This window comes from Marinimicrobium agarilyticum DSM 16975 (genome assembly GCF_000423345.1).
GTDB classification, from domain to species: domain Bacteria; phylum Pseudomonadota; class Gammaproteobacteria; order Pseudomonadales; family Cellvibrionaceae; genus Marinimicrobium; species Marinimicrobium agarilyticum.
On sequence record NZ_AUHU01000003.1, the window covers coordinates 148,205 to 170,616 of the forward strand.

The 22,412-nt window shown below is 58.9% G+C and carries 22 protein-coding genes and 1 other RNA gene; 12 read left to right on the forward strand and 11 right to left on the reverse strand.

Annotated features, from left to right (window positions below; genetic code table 11):
* Positions 1-112 precede the first annotated feature (112 nt).
* Entirely contained in the window at positions 113-1,627 is a 1,515-nt protein-coding gene (gene ilvA / locus G547_RS0100670) for a threonine ammonia-lyase, biosynthetic (protein ID WP_027328201.1), read from the forward strand.
* Between the two features lie 295 nt (positions 1,628-1,922).
* On the forward strand, positions 1,923-2,069 hold the full coding sequence (locus tag G547_RS23265; protein ID WP_157209735.1) for a hypothetical protein: 147 nt from the start codon (positions 1,923-1,925) through the stop codon (positions 2,067-2,069).
* A 13-nt stretch (positions 2,070-2,082) separates the two neighbouring features.
* Here G547_RS23265 and G547_RS0100680 read toward each other — a convergent pair whose 3' ends face one another.
* The 6 genes from G547_RS0100680 to G547_RS0100700 form a co-directional block, all read right to left on the reverse strand.
* Positions 2,083-2,703 (reverse strand): 5-formyltetrahydrofolate cyclo-ligase, encoded by a 621-nt coding sequence (locus tag G547_RS0100680; protein ID WP_211224465.1) that lies wholly within the window; start codon positions 2,701-2,703, stop codon positions 2,083-2,085.
* 56 nt (positions 2,704-2,759) lie between these two features.
* A non-coding RNA gene (ssrS, locus tag G547_RS22905) (6S RNA) lies at positions 2,760-2,937 on the reverse strand.
* A gap of 53 nt (positions 2,938-2,990) precedes the next feature.
* Positions 2,991-3,839 (reverse strand): hypothetical protein, encoded by an 849-nt coding sequence (locus G547_RS0100685; protein WP_157209736.1) that lies wholly within the window; start codon positions 3,837-3,839, stop codon positions 2,991-2,993.
* 35 nt (positions 3,840-3,874) lie between these two features.
* Positions 3,875-5,101: a hypothetical protein gene (locus G547_RS0100690; protein WP_027328204.1), complete on the reverse strand. Its 1,227-nt coding sequence runs from the start codon at positions 5,099-5,101 to the stop codon at positions 3,875-3,877.
* Between the two features lie 141 nt (positions 5,102-5,242).
* On the reverse strand, positions 5,243-5,545 hold the full coding sequence (locus G547_RS0100695) for a cell division protein ZapA (RefSeq protein WP_027328205.1): 303 nt from the start codon (positions 5,543-5,545) through the stop codon (positions 5,243-5,245).
* A complete protein-coding gene (locus G547_RS0100700) occupies positions 5,542-5,772 on the reverse strand; it encodes a TIGR02449 family protein (protein WP_425411478.1) in 231 nt (76 codons plus the stop codon). Before G547_RS0100700 ends, G547_RS0100695 begins: the two co-directional genes overlap by 4 nt.
* A gap of 144 nt (positions 5,773-5,916) precedes the next feature.
* Here G547_RS0100700 and G547_RS0100705 point away from each other — a divergent pair, with 144 nt between their 5' ends.
* The 9 genes from G547_RS0100705 (at position 5,917) to G547_RS0100745 (ending at position 13,163) form a co-directional block, all read left to right on the forward strand.
* Positions 5,917-6,513, forward strand: a complete 597-nt coding sequence (locus tag G547_RS0100705) for a UPF0149 family protein (RefSeq protein WP_027328207.1) — start codon at positions 5,917-5,919, stop codon at positions 6,511-6,513.
* Between the two features lie 54 nt (positions 6,514-6,567).
* A complete protein-coding gene (pepP, locus tag G547_RS0100710; RefSeq protein WP_027328208.1) occupies positions 6,568-7,896 on the forward strand; it encodes a Xaa-Pro aminopeptidase in 1,329 nt (442 codons plus the stop codon).
* 40 nt (positions 7,897-7,936) lie between these two features.
* Positions 7,937-9,211 carry a 2-octaprenyl-6-methoxyphenyl hydroxylase gene (ubiH, locus tag G547_RS19405; RefSeq protein WP_051234512.1) on the forward strand — a complete coding sequence of 425 codons (1,275 nt, stop codon included), beginning with the start codon at positions 7,937-7,939 and terminating at the stop codon, positions 9,209-9,211.
* Positions 9,208-10,434 (forward strand): UbiH/UbiF/VisC/COQ6 family ubiquinone biosynthesis hydroxylase, encoded by a 1,227-nt coding sequence (locus G547_RS0100720; RefSeq protein WP_027328209.1) that lies wholly within the window; start codon positions 9,208-9,210, stop codon positions 10,432-10,434. The genes ubiH and G547_RS0100720 overlap by 4 nt, the downstream gene beginning before the upstream one ends.
* Positions 10,435-10,440: 6 nt before the next feature.
* A complete protein-coding gene (locus G547_RS0100725; protein WP_051234513.1) occupies positions 10,441-11,193 on the forward strand; it encodes an AAC(3) family N-acetyltransferase in 753 nt (250 codons plus the stop codon).
* Between the two features lie 10 nt (positions 11,194-11,203).
* Positions 11,204-11,557, forward strand: coding sequence for a hypothetical protein (locus tag G547_RS0100730; RefSeq protein ID WP_027328211.1), 354 nt, complete (start codon positions 11,204-11,206; stop codon positions 11,555-11,557).
* A 287-nt stretch (positions 11,558-11,844) separates the two neighbouring features.
* On the forward strand, positions 11,845-12,057 hold the full coding sequence (locus G547_RS0100735; protein WP_027328212.1) for a cold-shock protein: 213 nt from the start codon (positions 11,845-11,847) through the stop codon (positions 12,055-12,057).
* A 162-nt stretch (positions 12,058-12,219) separates the two neighbouring features.
* Positions 12,220-12,570 carry a DUF3301 domain-containing protein gene (locus G547_RS0100740; RefSeq protein ID WP_245573290.1) on the forward strand — a complete coding sequence of 117 codons (351 nt, stop codon included), beginning with the start codon at positions 12,220-12,222 and terminating at the stop codon, positions 12,568-12,570.
* A gap of 50 nt (positions 12,571-12,620) precedes the next feature.
* Positions 12,621-13,163: an NUDIX domain-containing protein gene (locus G547_RS0100745; RefSeq protein WP_027328214.1), complete on the forward strand. Its 543-nt coding sequence runs from the start codon at positions 12,621-12,623 to the stop codon at positions 13,161-13,163.
* A 97-nt stretch (positions 13,164-13,260) separates the two neighbouring features.
* Here the strand turns inward: G547_RS0100745 and G547_RS0100750 are convergent, their stop codons facing one another.
* The 4 genes from G547_RS0100750 to G547_RS19410 form a co-directional block, all read right to left on the reverse strand.
* A complete protein-coding gene (locus tag G547_RS0100750) occupies positions 13,261-14,679 on the reverse strand; it encodes a sugar porter family MFS transporter (RefSeq protein ID WP_027328215.1) in 1,419 nt (472 codons plus the stop codon).
* Between the two features lie 319 nt (positions 14,680-14,998).
* On the reverse strand, positions 14,999-16,330 hold the full coding sequence (gene xylA, locus G547_RS0100755) for a xylose isomerase (RefSeq protein WP_027328216.1): 1,332 nt from the start codon (positions 16,328-16,330) through the stop codon (positions 14,999-15,001).
* Between the two features lie 79 nt (positions 16,331-16,409).
* A complete protein-coding gene (locus G547_RS0100760) occupies positions 16,410-17,906 on the reverse strand; it encodes a xylulokinase (protein ID WP_027328217.1) in 1,497 nt (498 codons plus the stop codon).
* Between the two features lie 111 nt (positions 17,907-18,017).
* On the reverse strand, positions 18,018-19,070 hold the full coding sequence (locus G547_RS19410) for a LacI family DNA-binding transcriptional regulator (RefSeq protein ID WP_051234514.1): 1,053 nt from the start codon (positions 19,068-19,070) through the stop codon (positions 18,018-18,020).
* A gap of 559 nt (positions 19,071-19,629) precedes the next feature.
* Here G547_RS19410 and G547_RS0100770 point away from each other — a divergent pair.
* Positions 19,630-20,679: a LacI family DNA-binding transcriptional regulator gene (locus G547_RS0100770; RefSeq protein WP_027328218.1), complete on the forward strand. Its 1,050-nt coding sequence runs from the start codon at positions 19,630-19,632 to the stop codon at positions 20,677-20,679.
* Between the two features lie 58 nt (positions 20,680-20,737).
* Here G547_RS0100770 and G547_RS0100775 read toward each other — a convergent pair whose 3' ends face one another.
* Complete coding sequence (locus G547_RS0100775) at positions 20,738-22,201, reverse strand: hypothetical protein (RefSeq protein WP_027328219.1); 1,464 nt, start codon at positions 22,199-22,201, stop codon at positions 20,738-20,740.
* Positions 22,202-22,412 lie beyond the last annotated feature (211 nt).

A 22,412-nucleotide genomic window follows, 5' to 3' on the forward strand; every position in this document is an offset into this window, starting at 1 on the left:
GCGATGGATGCCAGCGATCCGCAAATTGTTTACCATGGGCGCCTTACGCGTTTTTCGCGTTCTCTTAAGCACGTTCACATTCGCACAGTCACAGCTCTGGTGAATCGCCTTTATGCCCGACTCCTATATCAAACGTATTCTCAACGCCCGCATCTACGATCTGGCGGTGGAAACCCCGCTTGAGCGGGCGCCTCTGCTCTCCCAGCGCACGGGCAACCAGGTGTTGCTCAAGCGCGAGGATCTGCAGCCGGTGTTCTCATTCAAGATTCGCGGCGCCTACAACAAACTGCTGCAGTTGACCCAGGAGCAGCGGGAGAAAGGGGTGATTGCGGCCTCGGCGGGCAACCACGCTCAGGGCCTGGCGATGGGCGCGCATCACCTGGGCATCAAGGCCACTATCGTGATGCCGCGCACCACGCCGCCGATCAAGGTGGACGCCGTACGCGCTCGCGGGGGCAAGGTCGTGCTGCACGGCGACAGCTACGATGAAGCCTCGGCCCACGCCAAAAAACTGGTGGAAGAGAAGGGCATGACCTACATCCACCCCTTTGATGACCCGGACGTCATTGCCGGCCAGGGGACCGTGGCGATGGAGATCCTGCGCCAGTACCCGGGGCATATCGATGCGATCTTTGTCGCCGTGGGTGGTGGCGGTCTCTGTGCCGGGGTGGCGGCCTATGTGAAATATGTGCGCCCGGACGTGAAAGTCATTGCCGTTGAGTCCGATGAGTCCGCTTCCCTGAAGGCGGCCATGGAGAAGAAGCGGCGGGTGACCCTGCCGCAAGTGGGTATTTTTGCCGACGGCGTGGCCGTGGCCCAGATCGGCAAGGAAACCTTCCGGGTGATCCGGAAAACCATTGATGGGGTGATCACTGTCAATACCGATGAGATCTGCGCCGGCATCAAGGACATTTTTGAAGACACCCGCTCAATTGCCGAGCCCGCCGGGGCCATCAGCGTCGCGGGCATGAAGAAGTATATTGCCGAGAACAAGATCAGCGGCCAGACCTTCGTCGCCATCGACTGTGGGGCGAATATCAATTTCGACCGCCTGCGTTATATCTCCGAGCGCACGGAGATCGGCGAGCAGCGAGAAGCCATCCTGGCGGTGACCATCCCGGAGCGCCCGGGTGCCTACAAAGACTTCTGCAAGGCGTTGGGTCGGCGCAATATCACCGAGTTCAATTACCGCTACGCCGACAGCGCGGAGGCGAAGATCTTTGTCGGCGTGCAGGTGGGTGCCGGTGGTCAGGATCGAGCGGAACTGGTCTCCGGCCTGAAACAGCAGGGCTACCACACGGTGGATATGACCGATAATGAAGTCGCCAAAATGCACATCCGGCATATGGTCGGGGGGCATGCCCCCAATGTGGGTGAAGAGATGGTCTTCCGGTTCGAGTTCCCGGAGCGCCCGGGTGCCCTGTATACCTTTCTGAGCCGGGTAGCCGGGCAGTGGAACATTTCCATGTTCCACTACCGCAACCACGGCGCCGCCTACGGCCGCGTGCTGGTGGGCATGCAAGTGCCTAAAAAGGAGCAGGCCCAGGTCCGCAAATTCCTCGATGAGATCAATTACCCCTACTGGGACGAAACGGACAATGAGGCGTATCAGTATTTCCTGAGCTAGCCGGCCTTTCTCGGTATTGTTTTCTCCAACGCCTGTGGGGCCCTTTTTGGGCCCTTTTCGAATCCCGTTTCCTGCCTGATTGCCGTCGATCGCGACGATTGCGCCTAAAACTACTAAAAAAATGTGAAGTTAGGCACGTTTTCTCGAAAAATTGTCTAATTCCCCGACAAATACCTTGAACTGTCGTGAGTTTCGACTATTCTTAACGCTCGTTGCGATAAAAACGGTACGCCAACAGGGAAATTTAGTTCTGGATGGATTTCATCAAACTGAATACCCGAAGGGTTACTGAACAATGAAAGCCGATATCGTCACACTTGTGATCTTTGTCTTCTGCTTGGGGGTGCTGATCAGCGCACTGGACATTGGCAGTTGGATGGGCAAAGACGAGGGTACTCCGGCCGAAGCGTTGGTATTGCAGCAGTCCTCCGACAACTCCTGACGCTCGCCGCCCTCTAGCGACGTACACCCAACTCCGTTACCACCGCCTGCAAGGGGATATCCCAGGATTCCTTGGGCAGTCGCGGGACTTCCTGGCACCCGTGGGCCAACCCCACCAGCGCCGGCCCTCGGGCCTTGGGCGTTTCATCGGGCGGTGCCTGCTTGAACGCGAAGGTTCGATCGTAAAACCCGCCGCCCATTCCCAGCCGTCCTCCGGCGTGATCAAACCCCACCAGCGGTAACAACACCAGATTCAGGAAGTGGGCGGCCAGCCGGGGCTCCCGGTAGGGGTTGGGCTCGGGAATGCCGAAGCGGTTCTCGCGCAGAGGGGTGTCCGGGAGCCAACGCACGAACCACAACCGGCGGGGCTGGGTGGGGTGCAATACCGGCAGGTAGCAGTGCTTTCCCAGGGCCCATGCGCGCTCGACCAAGGGAGCCGGGTCTATTTCCCCGTCGTTGGGCCAGTAGACGGCAATATGCCGGCTGCGAATAAATTCGGGGGAGTGGCTGAGGTGGCGGGCCACGGCCTGAGCGGCTTCTTCCTGTTCCTGAGGAGACAGTGCCTGTCGGCGCGCTCTGAGTCGCTGGCGCAGTGTCTTTTTGTCGGGATCGGGAAGTTCGGAAATCGTACTCAAGGCTGAGACGTCCGTCTTGTGGTCAAGGGCGTGAGCCCACCATCATCGAAAAGGAGAAGAACCCCAGAGTGCCGCTGTCAATTGGGCCTTGAACCCTAAGGCTCAAGGTGGCGAGGCTCGCGGTCCATCAGGCTTCCCGTTCGCGCGGTAATGCTCAACAGGACCTACAGAGCAACGCCTGTACTGCGGTTATCGGCTCAAGGACGTGTTGACTGGCGAACACCCCAGGGCGTGAAAACAGTATAACGCGGAAGCCGGGGGGCGGCGCAACCAAAATTCACCTTCGTTTATTCCGGTGCCTGATTTAGCGCCTCTGGTGTCTCTGGCCGAGGAAACAGCTTGACAATGGTGTCGTATTGTTCTTGCGCCAGAGCGTTGACGGAGGGTGTATGCCAACGCTCCCCCACCAGGCCTCGAAAGGGGTTTTCCGGAGCATAATCTACGAAAAGGGTTTCAAGAAAGGGCACTGTGATCCGGTCCGCTCTCTCCAAAAAATAATGTCCTGTCGGGTACCCGCGATTTATGGCGAAGATCAGGGTGATTTCGAGGAAATGATCATCCGTCAGCGGGATGGCCAACAGTTGATGTACCGTCCCGTGAGGTCCCGCGACGCCAGTCTCCACCCAGTTTTGGCCGTTGGTTATGTAATCGTTGTGTTTCACAAGAAGCTTGTCGCCCAATAGCGTAAACGCTGAATAGAAGTGAGCGTTGTCCTCGTATTCTTCTAAACCCGCTGCCAAGTTCATATTGCTATATTTTTGGCGGAGGTACTCATCGTACATAAAGACAAATTGAAGTTTGTCACGGATGTTAAAGTCTTCTTTTTGGAGTCGTTGGCTCGTATTGGCAGCCACTTCACGAACGGAAATGTCCAGCATTACCGTGCCAAGCTCTCTGCCGAACCAGCCTGTCTCCTTAATATCCCACCAGCGCTGAATCAAGAGCCCCGCTTCATCATTGGCTTTTAAGTTCAGCTGGCTTAGATTGAGGTCAGTCACCAGATCCCGAGCCGGCATATCCCGACTAAAGTCCTCTACTATTGCAAAAGCGAGGCGGTTTCCCGAAAGGTCCGTGGTCCGGGTGGCGCCCGTTTCTGGAGGTTGTTTTGAAAAAGCCTTGAAGATGGAGGTCAACATAGTCAGAACCAGTATGAATGCAATCCGTTTGGGTATCATGGTAAATAATTATCGATGAATTGAGCCGCTTTTCTGGCGCCAGTGCTCAACTGATGAACCCGCTGTTGTAGTGGGCTCCTTCCTTTTCCGGGGCCCTCTTTCATGTTTTTTTGCCACTCGCTCATTGATTGAACGGTTGTGTGGGGGCTTTGTGCGATCGACCCGTTGGTGACGTGACTCAAATACGTCAGAGAGCCTGCGATTTTTCGAGGGTTGACCGTATTGGCTCCGATCACTTGATGGACGAAGTCGTAATCGTGCGCCCGGACTGCCAGAACCTTGATGCCAGCCCGATCGAATAGGTGGCTGGAGCGCCAGTTATTGTTGGCGTTTCCGTGCAGGGCGACGCTGTGTTTATCCAGCAAAGAGCCTTTTTCTGGATGAAAAACACCATTCAGGCTTAGGCCGTTGAGAGGAAGTGAGCTCCCACTGTTAAGAAGATATCGTACACCCTCAGAAAAAATAATGCCTCCTTGGCTATGGGCGACCCAGGATGTTTCGTTTCCGGTCTGCTGTGTTGCTTCTAGAGTCTTGGCGAACTGTTTGGTCACCGGTGTGGTGAAGCCCAGCTTATCTCGGAATGATTCCCATGTATCCGCAGGCCCACCCTGGCTCGGGTTGTGGAACAAGGTGTACTCGTGAACCTGCTTTCCGAAAGCGACCTCCAAGTGGTTGCCCATAAGCCATGTGGCTTTCGCCAGGTTATTAGATTGGCCATTGACGGCGGCAATGGGGGTGCCTACCGACGTCGTTTTTCCCTGTACGGTCCAGATACCTTCGCGCTTGGAAACTTTATAAAGTGCAACGGTCTCTTGGGCGTCTCTCAAGCGCTGCAGTCGGGTGATCAGTTGAATGTTGAATACTTGTACCTGCCCGCTGGAGATGCGGTAGTCCACCCGGTAATAGTCGTTCTTGATGCTCCAGGTATCCGTGCTGCCTTTTAAAGAGAAAGCCGAAGGTGAGCGTGGAGAGGAGCGAAGGCTGACCAACAGTTTTTCCAGCTCGTTCATCTCGCGAGGGTATGTTCCTTCGTTTTCGAGGATGTAATCGCAGTAGCCTGTTGTGAGAACCTGGTAGCCACTGGAGCCGTTGCCTTCCATTTCAAAAGTGGCCTTGAAGAGGCTGGGGGGTCGTCTGTTGAGAGCAACCACCTGCTGCGGCGATACCTGAATATCACCGTAGGTAAACAATAGTCGGTCGGTTTTGCTTAGTGGGGTAGGCATGCGCCCTCCTTGTCAGTCCGTTGATCATCCTTTCACAGGGAAAACTATAACAGTTGGGGCGGACAGGGGAAGGGGGAGTAAAGTGACGAAGTTCTCAGAACGGGCGCCCTTGTGCGGGTTCGGGCGCCAAGTGCGGGATGACTACTGCTCGAACTTTTCCAGGCTGCGGTCAATTTTCTCGTGCAGTCGTTGCAGTTCGTTTTTGTCGAGGTCCAGCTCGGGTTGCCGAGGTTGGCGTTTGGCTTGCAGCAATTCATGGCTGAGGTTGAGCGCGGCCATGACGGCAATGCGCTCCAGCCCGATCACCGAGCCGCTGCGCTTGATCATGCGCATGCGCTCATCCAGAAGCTCGGCCGACTCCTGCAGGGCGGCGCGCTCCTCGCGCGGGCAGGCGACCTGGTACTCTTTATCCAGGATTTTGACAAATACGGTTTCATTACTCACGAGTCGGACTCCAGGCTCTTCAGGCGGGTAATCATGGCCTCCACCCGGCCGCGGGCCAGCTCGTTTTTCTCGATCAGCCGCACCCGCTCCCTTTGCCAGTCATTGGCTTTGGCCCGCAGTTCCTCGTTTTCTTTCTGCAGGCGCTCACAGACCTGGATCAGACGATCCATTTTCGCTTCCAGGGCTTGTAGCATTTCATCGGACATGATTTCGGGGACCGGGTTCATTCTTTGTGTGCAGCTACTATATTGCGCCGTTGGCAGGGGGTCAATCACTCCCCGCAGGCGGGGATGCAGGCCCCGTGGTCACTGGGGCGCAGGCCTTCGGGGGCAAATTCGTGTTAGCATAACGGCCTTCTTCAAGAGGTGATCATGACAACCGAATCCCAACCTTTGAGCTATGAGCAACTGAGTGAGCTGCTGCAACCGCTTGGTATTCTGATTAACCCCTCCGAGCTGCAGGGGTTGCTGTGTGGCAAATTTTGCGGCGGCGCCCACCCCGATGAGACCGATTGGCTGCTCGAAGCGGTGGAGGAGCTGGACTTTGTTCAGGCCCCGGATGAAACCGTGCGCGCGGCGCTGGTGCAACTGTATCGGGACACTCGCCAGCAGCTGGCGCAACAGGGGTTTTCGCTGCAGCCATTGCTGCCCTCCGATGATCGCGAGATCACGCTCCGGGTAACCTGTTTGGGCCAGTGGTGTCATGGTTTTCTGGTGGGCTTCGGCAGCGCCGGACACGCGGGAGACAGTGACCTGTCGGATGAGGCGAGGGAAGCGCTGGAAGATTTTGCGGCCATTGCCCAGGTGGACCTGGATGAAGAAGAGTCCGCGCGCGCCGCGGAGAATGATTACGCGGAGCTGGTCGAGTATGTGCGCATGGCGGCCCTGTCCCTGTTTATGGAGTTCGGCTCCTCCAAGCTGACCGATGCCGCTCCCAAAGCTGGTGATGAGCCCCCCACATTGCATTGATCCGGCTATGAATTTACCTCTTTTCGTAGATTGCTTCTCGTATAAGGTTTTCGTATGAAGATCACTCGACAGGAATTCGCCCGTCGGCGCAAAGCGCTAATGGCAGTGATGGAGCCCAATAGCATTGCCATTGTGCCGGCCGCGCCGGAGCGCCAGCGCAGTCGGGACACCGAGCATCCCTTTCGTCAGGACAGCGACCTGCATTACTTGAGCGGTTTTCCCGAGCCGGGTGCGGTGTTGGCGTTGATTCCCGGACGGGAGCACGGCGAATTTGTGCTGTTCTGTCGGGACCGGGATCCGGAGCGAGAGATCTGGGACGGCTATCGCGCCGGCCCCGAAGGCGCCTGCTGCGATTACGGCGCGGACGACGCCTTTCCGATTGACGATATCGATGACATTCTCCCCGGCCTCCTTGAAGGGCGGGAGCGGGTTTACTATGCCATGGGCAAGGATCGGGAATTTGACCGGCAGGTCATGGACTGGGTAAACAGTATTCGTGCCAAGGTCCGGTCCGGGGCGAGCCCGCCCGGTGAGTTCATGGACCTGAGCCACTTTCTGCACGATCTGCGGCTGATCAAAAGCGCCGCCGAGCTGCGACTGATGCGCCATGCCGGGGACATTTCCGCCCGTGCCCACAGCCGCGCCATGCGCTACTGCCAACCGGGCGTGATGGAGTATCAACTGGAGGCGGAGCTTCACCACGAGTTTGCCATGGCCGGTGCCCGCTTCCCGGCCTACAGCACCATTGTCGGTGGTGGTAAAAACGGCTGCATTCTGCACTATATTGAAAATAGCGCCACCTTAAAAAGTGGTGACCTGGTGTTGATCGATGCCGGCTGCGAGTACGAGACCTACGCGGCTGATATCACCCGCACCTTCCCGGTGAATGGACGCTTCAGCCCGGAACAACGGGCACTCTACGACTGGGTGCTGAAAGCGCAGCGAGCGGCCATTGCCGAGATCAGGCCGGGCAATCACTGGAACCGGCCTCATGAAGTGTCTGTCCGGGTGCTCACCGAAGGGTTGGTGGAGCTGGGACTGCTTCAGGGAGAGGTGGACGTTCTGATCGAAAATGAGGCCTACCGGGAGTTCTATATGCACCGGGTAGGCCACTGGTTGGGCCTGGATGTGCACGATGTGGGCGACTACAAAATCGACGGTCAGTGGCGCCTGTTGGAGCCGGGAATGGTCATGACCGTGGAGCCGGGCCTGTATGTGGCGCCGGACAACGAGCGGGTGCCGAAAAAGTGGCGCGGAATCGGTATACGCATTGAGGATGACGTGGTGGTCACCAAAGAGGGCTGCGAGATCCTCACCGAGGCGGTACCCAAAGAGCCGGATGAGATCGAGGCGCTGATGGCCCAGTCTCAGCCCGGAGCCTGAGTTCACTCAGGTCCAAGCCCCTGTGGGAGTAGAGACCGACATGAATGACATTATGGCCCAGCCCGCCGTGGATTATGACATCGCCATCATCGGCGGTGGCATGGTGGGGGCTCTGCTCGCGCGACTCTTGGCCTCGGGCGAAGCCGGTTGGCGAGTGGCGGTGATCGATGCTTCCGAACTTTCGGAGGAAGCGAGCGCTCACTATCAGTCCGAGTACGATAATCGCTCGACGGCGCTGTCGGCCGGTACCGTTGAATTGTTCCAGCGTCAGGGGTTGTGGCAGCGTATCGGGCAACATGCAACCGCTATACGCGAGGTGTTGGTTTCCGATCGCGGTCATCTGGGTGGGGCCCGTCTGAGTGCGCAGGAACGTGGACGTTCCGCCCTCGGTTACGTGGTGGAGAACGCCTGGCTGGCCCCCTGCCTGCGGGAGGCGGCACAAGCCGATGTGCACTGGCTGGCGCCGGTGCGGGTCGAAAAAATCGCCCCTGGGCCCCACAGCATGACGTTGAGCCTCGCGGGCGAATCGGCGCCGCCGGCCATCTCGTGTCGCCTGGCGGTGCTTGCCGATGGTGGTCTGTCGGGACTTCATCGGCAACTGGGGATTGAGCAGCAGCGACGGGATTACGATCAACAGGCCATCATCGCCAACGTCAGTTTCGAGCGGCCTCACCAGGGGCACGCGTTCGAGCGCTTTACCCCGCTGGGCCCGCTGGCCCTTCTGCCCTTGGATGAACGCCCCGAGGCTCGACGGGCAGCCCTGGTCTGGACGTTGCCGCCCGAGAGGGCCGAGGCAATGATGGTGGCCCCGGAAGCGGAGGTCCTCGCGCAGCTGCAACGCGCCTTTGGCTGGCGCCTGGGCCGATTGACCCGGGTCGGTCAGCGTCAGAGCTGGCGCCTGGCATTGGTCGAGGCCAGTGAACAGGTCCGCTCCCGCTTGGTGCTGTTGGGTAACAGCGCGCACTATCTGCACCCGGTGGCCGGGCAGGGTTTCAACCTGTCGGTACGCGATACCGCCGCGCTGGCGAGCCTCCTGAACCGGGCCTATCGAGAGGCGCGGGACCCGGGGGAGCTGGTGCTGCTGAACCAATATTGGCGCAAACGCCAATGGGACCAGACACTGACCACTGAGATGAGCGATCGGCTGGTCCGAATGTTTTCGAACCGCCGCCCCGGCTGGATGGCATTGCGCCATCTGGGTTTTCTGGGGCTGGATTGGGTGCCCGGCGCCAAGGCCGGCTTTGCCACACAAACCATGGGGCTGGCATCCGGTCGTTCCGGCGCCGGGCTCATTTCGCTGGAGACCAATGAGTGACTGACACGCGGTATGATCTTGTGATTGTTGGTGCCGGACAGGTGGGGGCCACGTTGGCGCTGCGTCTGGCTCCCGCGTTCGCTCGTGAAGGGCGTCGGATGGCGCTGATTGAAGCCAGCGATGCCGAGCTGCCGGTCTACTGCGATGAGCAGTTCGACCCTCGGGTGGTGGCGTTGACGCCCGCTTCCCGGCGATTGTACGAACAACTTGGGCTTTGGCGCGAGATCGAGGCCGAGCGTGCCTGCCCCTACCGGGATATGCGGGTGTGGGATGGCGAGGCCAGTGGTCAGATCGGCTTTCACGCCGACGAGCTCGATAGCGATCAGCTTGGCCACATTGTGGAAAACAGTGTGCTGGTCCGCCACCTTCGCCAGGCGCTGACTTATCAGTCCGTGGTGGACTGGTATCGCCCTGCGGCGGTGGCCGAGATCCACCCGCCGCAGGGTGAGGGCCCGACTCGATTGACGTTGGACGATGGCCGCGAGCTATCGGCTGCCTTACTGGTAGCCGCCGACGGGGCACATTCCTCAGTGAGGGAGTTGGCCGGCTTTGGGGTGCGCGAGTGGCCCTATGACCAGAAAGCCATCGTGACCACCGTGCGCACCGAGCGGCCCCACGGGCAGACCGCCCGGCAACGCTTCATGCGCACCGGGCCGCTGGCATTTCTGCCCCTGCGCTGTCGGTTCGGAAAAGTCTGGGACGAGCACTACTGCTCCATTGTCTGGTCGGCGGATTCCGCACTGGCCGATGAACTGATGGCGTTGAATGACAGGGCTTTTCGCGAGCGCCTGGGGCGCGAGTTCGAGTTCGCCCTGGGCGCCGTGACCCAGGTCGAGCAGCGTCACGCGATCGCGCTTTACCAGCGCCACGCCCGTGAGTATGTCCGCCCGGGGATCGCCCTGGTGGGCGATGCGGCCCACAGCATTCATCCGCTCGCCGGTCAGGGCGTCAACCTGGGGCTCAAGGATGTACAGGCCCTGGCCACGGAAGTGGAGCGTGCGCTCACGCGTTCGTTACCACTGAACGAATTTTCCATATTGCGCCGCTATCAGCGTCAACGCCTGGGAGACAACCTGGGAATGATGGCCACCATGGAGGGTTTCAAACGTCTGTTCGGCAGTCGCTCGCCCGCCTGGATGGTCCTTCGTAATATGGGCCTACAGCAGGTGGATGCGCTGCCTTTGGTGAAAAACACGCTTGCCCGAAAAGCTATGGGAGTATGACCTGCTATGAATATCAACCCCCATCTTGAACTGTCCAATCTGCTCAAGGATCTGGGCGTCAAACCCGGCGACACCCTGATGGTGCACGCCTCACTTCGCTCGCTGGGCGAAGCCATGCCCGCCGACATCGTGATTGCGGGGCTGCGCCGTGCCCTCGGCACCGGTGGCACCCTGGCGATGCCGACGCTGAGCTACGAGGCGGTGGATGCCGACAACCCGATGTTCGACACCGAAGATACGCCCTCCTGCGTGGGGAGCCTGAGCGAGGTGTTCCGTCGGCAACAGGGGGTGGTGCGAAGCCTGCACCCCACTCACTCCGCCGCCGCCATCGGTCCTAAGACCTCAGAACTGCTGGTGGGGCATGAAAACGACCATACCCCTTGTGGTGAACATTCCCCCTTCGCGCGCCTGCCGTCACTCGGCGGTCGAATCCTGTTCCTGGGTTGCGACATGAGCGTCAACACCTCCATGCACGCGCTGGAAGAGCAGGTGATGCCGCCGTACCTGCTGCAAGACGAGCCGGTGGACTTCATCCTGACGGATGGGCGCGGCCGGCAGGTGACCAGCTCGGTGCGTTGTCATAACTTTGAGGGGTACCGCCAGCGCTATGACCGACTGGAGTCATTGTTGCCCCCTGAAGCGATCAAACGCGGGCAGCTTCTGGCCGCCGATTGTATGCTGGTGGATGCCCAGGCTGCGTGGGATGCGGGGCTAAGCGCGCTCAAACAGGATCCCCTGTATTTTGTCGACAAGGTCTGATGGCGCCGCTATGTCAAAACCGTCGCTGTTGAGCAAACCCCGCGTCGATCGCGGTCTCAATGTGTTTCTGATGTTGAGTCTGTTGGCCGCGGGCGCTGCCTTTGCGTTTCATACCAGTGGTTATGGCCTGCTATTGGCGCCGGTCGCTGCGGTGATTGCCTTCGGCGTGCTGGTGCGCTATCGCTGGGCTTATTTCGCCAGCGGTGCCTGGTGCCTCGCCTGCTACCAGCTTGCTAAAGAAGGGTTGGAGTTTGAACTGTTGAAGCGGGGCGTAATGATTGCGAGTATCCCGCTGGTGGCGCTGTCCATTTATTTGCATGAAGCGTTTGTGCCTCGCGCCTCTTCAGAGCGCACACCCAAGTAGGTGTGCACTGAGGCCGGGCAATGACGCACGAATAGCGGAATCTGTGCAAAGTTTCATCAAATTGTACTTGAACTGCCCAATATGAAGTGCTTTAATTTTTCTCGCTAGAGATTGAGAACGGCCAAAGACCAGGCTCCCGCGAGGCACCCTTCGTTGACTTTGTTCGACCCTTCCCATAGCACTCGGCCCGTTTCGGGTCTTCGTTTGAATGCAATTCGATTGTGTTCGTTTAACTATTGACGTCGGTTCTTTCGAGCACCGGCATGAGTACGCAAGACGAGGAAAATATGTCAGATCAATTGGTATCTGGTGTTGTAAAGTGGTTCAACGATGACAAAGGTTATGGCTTCATTGAGCGCGAAGGTGGCTCTGATGTTTTTGTTCATTTCCGCGCCATTAACGGTTCCGGTCGTCGCACCTTGAAAGAAGGTCAGAGTGTCACGTTTGAAGTGACTCAGGGTCAGAAAGGCCCCCAGGCGGAAAACGTCACTCCGCTGTAATTGGCCTGAAAAAATACCGCGCGGCAGCCTTCTCTGCCCGCGGGTGCCGGGGCCAGGCCTCGGCACCGTCCCTGCTGCTTAACGGTCTCGTTAAGCCATCAACCCCCTTTGATTCATTGCCGGTGATTGGCTCCGGGGTAGTTCGCCGGGAACGCACAAGGTATGCTTGGCGTTTTCATCAATCCGGTTGAATCCATGCTCGACTTAAACGCACTTTTCTGGCTGTTGGTACTGGGGCTGTTTATCTATTACAGCTGGCGTGCCTTTCAGGCGAAAGACCTGGCGTTCGCCGCCGCCCGTCGTCACTGCCAGGAAATGGAGGTCCAGATGCTGGATCAGGCCGTGTACCTGCGCCGCCTCTGGATCAAACGGGACGCCCGAGGGCGACCCGGTTTGTGGCGCGCCTTTCACTTTGAGTTCACGGTGACCGGTGGCGATCGCTATTTCGGCCGTGTGTTGATGTTGGGTCGTCACATTCAGCGGGTTGAGCTGGAGCCTCACCGACTGCATTAACCGTCGCTCGTTCAATTCTTTCTACGACCACACAACCTCTGGTGACCACTGTGACCGATACTATTGGCGGATGGCAGCGCAAGTCCTCGCGTTGTGTCTACGAAAACCCCTGGATCAAAGTCTCTCACGAGGAAGTGATAACGCCTGCTGGTAGCGACGGCATTTACGGTGTCGTCCATTTCAAAAATACCGCCGTTGGGGTGATACCGATCGATGGCGAAGGCAATACCTGGTTGGTGCGCCAGACCCGTTACACCATGGGCGAATATACCTGGGAAATTCCCGAAGGGGGCTGCCCGAAACACGAAGAGACACTGGTCGCGGCCAAGCGTGAACTTCAGGAGGAGGTGGGCCTTGAGGCGCAACACTGGGAAGTGCTGCAGCGGTTACAGTTGTCCAATTCCGTCACCGATGAGACGGCGGTGATCTATCTGGCCAGAGACCTGTCGGTGGTTGACCAGGCCCTGGAAGATAGTGAGGATATTGAAGTGATGAAGTTGCCCCTGACAGAGGCTATCGCGATGGTCGACCGGGGCGAAATCACCGATGCGATTTCCGTCGCGGCTTTGTTGCGGCTGGCCCGCAATGGGTGAGAACACTGGGTAGATGACGCGTCTCCGTTCCCCTTACGCCAATCTATAGCGGCGTAGGGTAGGTCAGCGAAGCGCCACCTACCACAATGACTCTATGTCACCCCTCCATTTCTTCCAATTCTTTCCCTTTCGTTTCCCGTACCGCCATCAACACAAACACCACGGACAGCGCCGCGAAGAAAGTGTAAATGCCGTAGGCTGCGGAGAGGCCAATACCGGCCAGCAGAATCGGGAAGCTCCAGGTCACCAGGAAGTTCGCCAGCCACTGGGCGAGCCCGGCCACGGCAAGGCCGGAACCGCGAATCTGGTTGGGGAACATCTCGCCGAGCATGATCCACATCACCGGGCCCCAGGAGAGATTGAACAGGAACACATAAGCGTTCGCCGCAATCAGTGCCAACAGCCCCGCATTATCGGAAAGGTTCAGATTGCCTGTTTCTACGTTAACCGGTGCTCCGGCGAATGCGAAGGCCACCAGGCCCAGGCTGAGGGCCATACCGGCGGAGCCGAACCAGAGCAGCGGCTTGCGTCCGATCTTGTCCACGAAGAAAAAGGTGATCAGGCAGGCCGCGATGCTGATACTGCCGGAAATCACATTGATGGCGAGGGCATCGCTCTCGGAGAAACCGGCCGCCTGCCACAGAACCGCGCCGTAATAAAACACCACGTTGATACCGACAAACTGTTGTAAAACCGCGAGGCCCACACCGACCCATACGATCGGCCGAACCATGCCGGTCTGCTTATTCAACAGGTCGCGGAAACGTGGGCGATGGTGGTCGCTTGCCAATGAGTCGCCAATTTCCTTCGCTTTGGTTTCGGCGGTGGCGCGTCCATAAAGCCGCGACAGTACGGTGAGGGCGGTGTCGGTTTTTCCGCAAGCGACCAGGAAACGCGGGCTTTCGGGAATGCCCAACAGAGCCAGGAAGAAAATTGAGGCTGGAATCAGTTCCATCCAGAACATCCAGCGCCAGGTGTCGTAACCCAGCCAGAATTCCTGGGTGGAGCCGCCGGCGAACTTGGCCAGAAGATAGTTGCTGAAAAACGCCGCCGTCAGCCCGGAGATGATTGCGATCTGCTGCACCGAGGTGAGCATGCCACGATAACGAGCCGGTGCGACTTCACTAATGTAAGCCGGCGCCATCACACTGGCGGCGCCCACCGCGAGGCCACCGATAATCCGGTAAATGACGAACTCCAGGGTACCACCGGCGACGCCGGAGCCCCAGGCGGACACGATAAAGAAAACAGAAGCGGCAATCAGCAGTGCTCGACGGCCAAAGCGGTCGGCCATGCGCCCGGCAAACAGCGCACCAAAGGCGCAGCCGAGAAGCATCGAAGAGACACTGAAACCGGTGCCGGCGCTGTCGGAGTTAAATGCCTGCTGCAGACCGTCTACCGTGCCGTTGATAACGCCGCTGTCAAAACCGAACAGAAAGCCGCCAATGGTGGCGATACAGCTGATCAGAACGACAAACGCGGTACTCCCCTGCTCGGGGTGAGTTTGAGTTGTCATGGAGCATACCTATTTTTGTTGGATCGAAGGCAGTGTTATATAAGCCGTTATCGGCCTGTTATCGTTGAACCGGTTGCTATCCCCATGTCGGACTTTTGCCCGCGGCCTTCTCCCCTTGGAAGGAGTCAGGCGGCCACCGACAAAAAGGCGCCTGCCGCTATTATGGGTGGCGGCTGGGCACCGAGGTTGCCAGCTTATCAGGGCAGCGCGCGATACTCCAGATCACCGTAGTCCCTTTATAAAAAAACAAGGCCGTGTTCGATCAAACACGGCCTTGTTCGGGCTTACCAAATAGAGCAAACGCTCGCTCTTTGGATTATCAACGTACGTAACGGTTGATAATGTTCTCGTACAGCTCCTGCTGGCCACTGATCTGCTTCGGCTCGCCGCCCTTATTGCCGATCTCGGCCAACTGCTCCAGAGACAGCTTGCCCTGCTCGAACTCGGCGCCTTTGCCGTTATCGAACGAGGAATAACGCTCAGCGCGCATTTTTTCCAGGGGAGACTTCTGAATCAGGTCGTCCGCAATCAACAGCGAGCGGGCGAACACATCCATACCACCGATGTGGCCGTGGAAGGTGTCATTCATATCGGTGGAGTTGCGACGACGTTTCGCATCGAAGTTCACACCGCCGCCCTGGAAACCGCCGTGGCGCAACAGAACCAGCAACATTTCAACGGTTTCGTTGATGTTGTAGGGGAACTGGTCGGTGTCCCAGGAGTTCTGGTAGTCGCCGCGGTTGGCGTCAATGGAACCCAGCATGCCGGCGTTGGCCGCTACCTGCATCTCGTGGTCCATAGTGTGCTGGGCCAGAGTGGCGTGGTTGGTTTCGATGTTCAGTTTGAAATCTTTGTCCAGGCCGTGGTGACGCAGGAAGCCGATGACGGTTTCACTGTCGAAATCGTACTGGTGCTTGGTCGGCTCCATCGGCTTGGGTTCAATCAGAAAGTTACCTTTGAAGCCCTGAGCGCGGCCGTAGTCGCGAGCCATGGTCAGGAAGCGGGCCAGGTGTTCCTGTTCGCGCTTGATGTCGCTGTTCAGCAGGCTCATGTAGCCTTCGCGGCCGCCCCAGAACACGTAGTTTTCACCGCCCAGGGCAATGGTGGCATCCATCGCGTCTTTCAATTGTGCGCCGGCAAAGGCGACCACGTCGAAATCCGGGTTGGTGGAAGCGCCGTTCATAAAGCGCGGGTTGCTGAACAGGTTAGAGGTGCCCCACAGCAGTTTTACACCGGATTCTTTCTGCTTCTCTTTGGCCAGGTCGACCCAGTTGAACAGACGCTTTTGGGTTTCCGCGCGGGAGTCGCCCTCTTCGATTACGTCCACATCGTGGAAGCAGTAGTAAGGGGTACCCAGCTTGGTGAAGAATTCAAACGCGGCATCCAGCTTCATGCGGGTGCGGGTTTCGTGATCCTTGCCTTCGTTCCAGGGGAACTGGAAGGGGCCGGGGCCGAAAGGATCGTGACCGGCGCCGCAGAAGGTGTGCCAGTAGCAGACCGCAAACTTGAAGTGCTCCTTCATGGTTTTGCCGGCAACGACTTTGTTCTCGTCGTACCATTTGAACGCGAAGGGATTGTCGGATTCAGGGCCTTCGTACTGGATCTTGTCGACCCCGGGGAAGTACTCTTTGTCACCTAGTGTAATGCTCATGGTAAAGACCTTTTTGCTTTGCGTGGATATTGGATCGGGCCATTGCCGAACAGGGAGGCCCGGGTTTCTGGTTTAACGATCAAGCCTCGGATAGACGCCGTTCAACGGCCTCGCGCCACTGCCCGTAGAGTTCCTGATACTGGGCCTGCAGTTTGGCCTCCGGCTCCAACACCGCTTTGCAGGTCAGGGTCCGGAAGACGTCTTCGCGGCTGGTGTAGAAGTCACAACCCCAGGCCGCCGCCCGGGCAACGCCGTCGGCGCTGTCGGTCTGGTAGAGCTCCAGCGGTGCGCCGGTCAGGTTGACGAAGGCGCTGCTGAAAATCGGGCTCAAGAACATATTGCTGTGTCCGGCGCGAACCACTCGGGTCTCGGCGCCCAGACCTTTGATGAGGTCAAAGCCGAGGTTCATCGCGTAGGCCACGCCTTCCTGGGTGGCGCGGGCCACGTGGTTGACGCTGTGGCGGTTCAGGTCCAGGCCATCCATCTGGGCCGAGAGCAACTTGTTTCGCATGATCCGCTCGGCGCCGTTGCCAAACGGATAGACTTTCAGGCCATCACTGCCCGGTGCGACCGATTCGCCCAGCTCGTTCAGTTTCGGGTAAGACACCTCGCCACCGGCGCTCAACACGCCGCGCAGCCAGCTGTTCATCCGCCCGGCGCCGTTGATGCAGGCCAGCAGGCCACGATGGACGTCGGCCTCACCCTTGTTCACATGCAGGAAGGTGTTGATGCGCTGGTCCGGGTCGGCAATGTTCTTGTCGGTGACCGCATAGACCACGCCCGAGGTGCCAGCGGTGGTAGCGACGTCGCCCGGCTCGAGCACATTCAGGCTCATGGCGTTGGCGACCTGGTCCCCGGCTCGGAACGCCAACTTGGCGCCGGCATTGATGCCCAGTTCGCGCGCGGCCTGTTCATTCACTTCGCCCTGGACGCCCAGGTTGGGCACCTGACGGGCCAGCAAGCTGGGGTCGATGTGCCAGTGTTTGAGTAACTTGTCGGACGCTTTGTTTTCGGAAAAGTCCCAGAAGACACCCTCTGACAGGCCGGAGGCGGTGGTGGTGCACTCGCCGGTGAGCTTGTAGGCGATGTAGTCGCCCGGCAGCAGTATCTTGTCGATCCGGGCATAAAGCTCGGGCTCGTTTTCCTGAACCCAGCGCAGCTTGGCGGCGGTGAAGTTGCCCGGGGAGTTCAGCAGGTGCTCCATGCACCAGTCCTGGCCCAGCTCGGCGAAGGCTTTTTCACCGTTGGCCACGGCGCGGCTGTCGCACCAGATGATGGACGGTCGCAGCACTTCGCCGTCTTTATCCAGTGCGACCAGGCCATGCATCTGGTAGGAGATGCCGATGGCGCCGATCTTGTCTTTGGCCTCGGGTTTGGCCTGCCACATCTGCTCGCAGCCTTTTTTAACCGCCTCCCACCAGTCTCCGGGGGCCTGTTCCGCCCAGCCGGACTGGGGCGCGCTGATGGTCATTTCCTGGGGCGGGTAGGTGGCATTGGCCACGCGCTCGCCGCTGTCGCCGTCAATGACGGACAATTTGACCGAGGAACTGCCGATATCTAAGCCTAGAAAGTACATAGTGCGTCTCAACTCATCTGCTTGTTATCTGTCGGTTTGTGCTCTGTTGCCTTTTGGCGCCGGGAGCTGCTTATAGTTCAGGTGACCAGCTATTGGTATAGCAGTCCGCGCTTATGCGGGCAATTCCCGGCGGTCATCCCGGGTGGTGTCCTGTGCTCGGGGCGCGGCCGTGGACTCGCGCACGATCAGCCGGTGTTCCACGATTTCCGGGGCCTCGCCGATATCCCGCCCTTCAATGGCGTTGAGCAAACGGCGCATGGTGCGCTCGCCGATTTCCTCGGTGGGCTGCACGACCGTGGTCAGCGGTGGATCCATAATGGCGGCGTAGCGGATGTCGTCGAAGCCGAGCACGGATACGTCGTCGGGCACACTCAGGCCGCTGCGCTTGATCTCGTAAATGCTGGCCATGGCCATTTCGTCATTGGCGCAAAAAATGGCGGTAGGGCGGTCCGCGAGGCTGAGCAGCTTGCGCGTGGCGCGTCGGGCGCCTTCAATCGTCTGGTCGCCGTTGACCACCCACTCGCGCTGTTGGCCACGGGGGCTGGCTTTCATCGCGTCCCAGTAACCCCGCTCCCGGTCCCGGGTCAGCAGTGAGCCGCGAGAGCCGGCAATAAAGCCGATGCGTTCATGCCCCAGTTGGATCAGGTACTGGGTCGCTTCGTTGGCCGCACGCCGGTTGTCCACCCGCACGCTGGGAATGTGGGCCAGCTCATCGGTCACGTTTTCGCAGCCCAGCACAATAGGCGTGCGTCGGTCTTGGGTCGAGTAGGCGTTGGTGCTGGAAAAGGGTGAAGGACTGGCCAGAATAATGACGCCGTCGGCCTCCTTGGAGACCACCATTTTCAGGTAGTCATCGAGTTCCGGTTGGCTGCTGGCGGTTTCCCGGATCAAGATGGAGTAGCCTTCTTCCCGCGCCACGCCATTGATGCCGCGCATGACACCTTCCCAGAAGGGCAGGCCCACGGACTGCAGCACCACCATCACCAGTCCGGTCTTGCCACGGCGGAAATTGCGCGCGAGCGCATTGGGGGCGTAGCCGGTCTGCTCAATGGCGGACTGGACGGCGGCCAGGGTTTTCCCTTTCACGTTCTCGGGGCTGTTCAGGCAGCGCGAGACGGTCGAGATAGAGACCCCGGCGATTTTGGCGACGTCTTTAATGGACATTTTTAATGGGCATCCGAGGCATGCGGATGCAAGTCCTCACAAAATCGAAACGTTTTCATTTGTAGGCGTAACTTACTCGCCTCACACATGAATTTAGTATGCCGCGGCCTTTGGGGGCGATGCAAGTAATTTCTTCGCGCTGCCAAGAGTAACCACCTGACAGACTCGCCGACCGGTTGCCGATCAGCCTCTCAAAAAACATATAACTATTTGATCTTAAAGGATTTTAATAAAAAGTTGTTCGGTGACGTCGACATGGTTTCTCATTGTTATAAGGGTTGGTTGTCTATCTTTCAGGCGGTTATTAAAAAATGAAAGCCGGTGATAAGTAGATTGGAAACGTTTCCTTTTGGGCTTGGTATTCACTGTCGTGATGACAACAGGAGTCCAGGGGCGCGATGATTTTGGCGACGTTCGGAGGTGCGCGCCCGTTCCGGTTTCCGTGGTATGCTCAAACCGACGTGTTACAACAATATGCCCAATGCCCGGGCATTGAGAGCAGGATGAATGGATGCGGGCATCGGGATGAGTCGAGACTGAGTGAACGGATGGGCACAGGATGAGCAGGAAACAACGAGCGGGAAAGTCGACCAAGGTCACCATGAGGGATGTGGCCGAACGTGCCGGCGTCTCCCTCATGACCGTTTCAAGGGTTTTGAACAGCGAACGGGTAGCCGCCGACACGCGGGACAGGGTGATGGAGGCGGTCGACGCGCTCAATTATCGTCTCAACATCTCTGCCCGCAGCCTCTCCGGTACCCAGTCCTATGTCATGGGCTTCTTCTACGACAATGCGCTCGGGGGCTACATCAGCCAATATCTGATTGGCGTTCTGAAGCGTTGTAACGAGCTGGGTTATCACCTGGTTCTGGAATCCTGTGACTACGGCGAGCCGGACGTAGAGTCGATTGTGGCGGACCTGACCGAACGCTATCGGCTTGACGGCATGATCATCCCTCCACCACTGTGCGAGTATCTGCCCCTGCTGAATGCGCTGGACGAAGCGGGTATTCGCTATGTCCGCCTCGGTCCGGGGCTGGAACTGTGCCGCTCCCCCTATGTCTCGATCAATGACTCCCGAGCCACCTACGAAATCACCGAACACCTGATTGCCTGCGGCCATCGCCACATTGGTTTTATCAAAGGCGACACCCGTCAGGGAGTTGCTCTGATGCGTTTTGAGGGGTTTCGCAAAGCCATGGCCAACCACGGCCTTGAGGTCAACCCGGCTCTGGTCGCCGAGGGGCGATTCGAGTTTGACGACGGGATGGCCGCTTGCGAGAGAATCCTGGATTCGGCAGAGCCGGTCAGTGCGATTCTTGCCAGTAATGACGACATGGCGAGCGCAGTAATTGCGGTGGTGCACCGGCGCGGCCTGCGCGTGCCGGAAGACATCGCCGTGGGCGGTTTTGATGACACCAGTATTGCCACCTCCGTCTGGCCGCCGCTGACCACCATTCGCCAACCCATCGATGCGCTCTCTTGCCAGTCAGTGGATCTGTTGATTGAGGCGGTGAAGGCGGATGGCCCGCTGGGCAGCGGCTTTCAAAAGTGCAATATCCTTGATCACACGCTGGTCGTGCGGGGCTCTACTGTTGGAGTGGTATAGATAGGGGCAGCTGTCTCCGGACCTGAAGCAGGCCCGGAGCAGGGTTGGGGAAGTCGGCTCAGTTGTCGGTGCCGACCTCCACGCCGGTCGGGCCCACTCGTTGCAATTGTTCGGGCTCCTCGACGCCGCCGTTGTCAATGGTGTCGAGTTCGGCCACAAACACCAGGGTATCGTTCTCGGCGTCAAAGGTCAGGGTTTCTTCGACCTCCTCACCATTGGGGCCGCAGCCGGTTTCCCCGGCGGCCAGGTTCGGACAGGGGTGAGAGAAGCCGCTGTCACCGTTGGTGTCGGTGACCACGGTCCAGGTGACGGCGTCGGTCTCGTCGTCAATGCTGTAGGTGCCGCGCTCGATGCCGGCTGACGGGGTTTCCGGGTCGGTATCCTCTTCCAGGTAAGCGAACATGCCATCGGCCAGCAGGTGAAGCAGAATGAATTCGTCGGCGTCTTCCAGCTTCCAGGTGCCCACGAGGCCGTCGGTATCGCTGTACAGGCGCTGGAATTCAATCACTTCGGCTCCATCACCCTCTGTGTCGCAGCCTTCGCCCACGTTGGTATCGGAACCGAGTAGCAGAGTATCCTCGCCCACCGAGGCGCCCTTGGCGATATCGATGGTGTACAGACTGTCTTCCTCGGACGCGCAGCTACTGCCGGCCAGACCGATGTCGTCGTTGTAATCCCTGACGTCCGTCACCGTGAAACGGCCCGTGTTGATGTTCCAGTCATAGTGCCCCACTTCAAAACCATCGGTCTCTGGCTCGTTTTCGTCGTTGAACAGGGCGACGCGACCGTCGGCCATGACGGTCAGAACGATCACAAACTGATCCTCGACGTTCTCAGTGGAAGTGTCCACGTAATACCAACTGCCCAGAATCGAGGTGCGCGCTTGATCCAGTGATTCCGCCAGGTGTGTCCGGGCTGCCTCGGCGGTGACCAGGGTCGTTGTAGTGCTGCCCGAGTTGGCGACCAGGGTGGCGACCTGCTCATCGAAATCGTCTGCGGCGAAATCAACATCGGTAGCGGCCTCAGCGGCACCGCCGGCAACCTGAATGCCGTTGTCGGGGTCTCCATCAAAGTCCAGGGTTTGCAGCAGACGTGCGATATTGGTCGCCACTGTGTCTTCCGGGTCGTCCGTTCCGGCGAGGGTCAGCGGCGTCACCAGGCCCCGTGCGGTCGTCGGCGGCAGACTCAGGTCACCAATCGAGAAGGTAACCGTGTCGCCGGGCTCGAAGCCAAAACGGCCCTGGGGGTCGGTGAGGCCGGTGATACCGCTGGGCTCGTTGGTAAAGGTCACGCCGGCGACGGCGCTGTCGATGAAAGTACCGGTGCGGCTTCCCTCAGTAGGCTCGCCATCGTTGCCATCGCCATTGTCGTCGTCGGTGCTATCGCCGCCATCGTCATCGTTGGTATTCCCCCCGTCGTTGTCGGTCGGTGGGGGTGAGCTATCGTCTTCGCTACCACCGCCACAGGCGGCCAGTGTCATCAGGGCGAGGGTTACCAGCAGAGTTTGAAAGAGTGCACGCATGATCTGGCTCCAGTATGGTCAGGGGAGGGCGGTACGGAGTTCCTGTCCGAACGGGTCGCCGTCGGCGCTGGGGAGCGGCTCCAGGCAGAGTGTCGCTAAAATCCTTATTTGACTCTAATCCATCCCTGGCCCTGGGGCATCCCCCATATGGGTTAGGTCGCAAGTCGGTTGGGCCTGCCCGGTGGTAAAAATCCCTTGCACTCCCGGCGCT

Coding starts and splice junctions, on each gene's coding strand:
- G547_RS0100685 (WP_157209736.1), bottom strand. CDS start 3,839: ATGTTGACCTCCATCTTCAAGGCTTTTTCAAAACAACCTCCAGAAACG.
- G547_RS0100690 (WP_027328204.1), bottom strand. CDS start 5,101: ATGCCTACCCCACTAAGCAAAACCGACCGACTATTGTTTACCTACGGT.
- G547_RS0100775 (WP_027328219.1), bottom strand. CDS start 22,201: ATGCGTGCACTCTTTCAAACTCTGCTGGTAACCCTCGCCCTGATGACA.
- G547_RS0100750 (WP_027328215.1), bottom strand. CDS start 14,679: ATGACAACTCAAACTCACCCCGAGCAGGGGAGTACCGCGTTTGTCGTT.
- G547_RS0100725 (WP_051234513.1), top strand. CDS start 10,441: ATGAATATCAACCCCCATCTTGAACTGTCCAATCTGCTCAAGGATCTG.
- G547_RS0100770 (WP_027328218.1), top strand. CDS start 19,630: ATGAGCAGGAAACAACGAGCGGGAAAGTCGACCAAGGTCACCATGAGG.
- G547_RS0100705 (WP_027328207.1), top strand. CDS start 5,917: ATGACAACCGAATCCCAACCTTTGAGCTATGAGCAACTGAGTGAGCTG.
- xylA (WP_027328216.1), bottom strand. CDS start 16,330: ATGAGCATTACACTAGGTGACAAAGAGTACTTCCCCGGGGTCGACAAG.
- G547_RS0100700 (WP_425411478.1), bottom strand. CDS start 5,772: ATGAACCCGGTCCCCGAAATCATGTCCGATGAAATGCTACAAGCCCTG.
- pepP (WP_027328208.1), top strand. CDS start 6,568: ATGAAGATCACTCGACAGGAATTCGCCCGTCGGCGCAAAGCGCTAATG.
- G547_RS0100760 (WP_027328217.1), bottom strand. CDS start 17,906: ATGTACTTTCTAGGCTTAGATATCGGCAGTTCCTCGGTCAAATTGTCC.
- G547_RS0100740 (WP_245573290.1), top strand. CDS start 12,220: ATGCTTGGCGTTTTCATCAATCCGGTTGAATCCATGCTCGACTTAAAC.
- G547_RS23265 (WP_157209735.1), top strand. CDS start 1,923: ATGAAAGCCGATATCGTCACACTTGTGATCTTTGTCTTCTGCTTGGGG.
- G547_RS0100730 (WP_027328211.1), top strand. CDS start 11,204: ATGTCAAAACCGTCGCTGTTGAGCAAACCCCGCGTCGATCGCGGTCTC.
- ilvA (WP_027328201.1), top strand. CDS start 113: ATGCCCGACTCCTATATCAAACGTATTCTCAACGCCCGCATCTACGAT.
- ubiH (WP_051234512.1), top strand. CDS start 7,937: ATGAATGACATTATGGCCCAGCCCGCCGTGGATTATGACATCGCCATC.
- G547_RS0100735 (WP_027328212.1), top strand. CDS start 11,845: ATGTCAGATCAATTGGTATCTGGTGTTGTAAAGTGGTTCAACGATGAC.
- G547_RS19410 (WP_051234514.1), bottom strand. CDS start 19,070: ATGTCCATTAAAGACGTCGCCAAAATCGCCGGGGTCTCTATCTCGACC.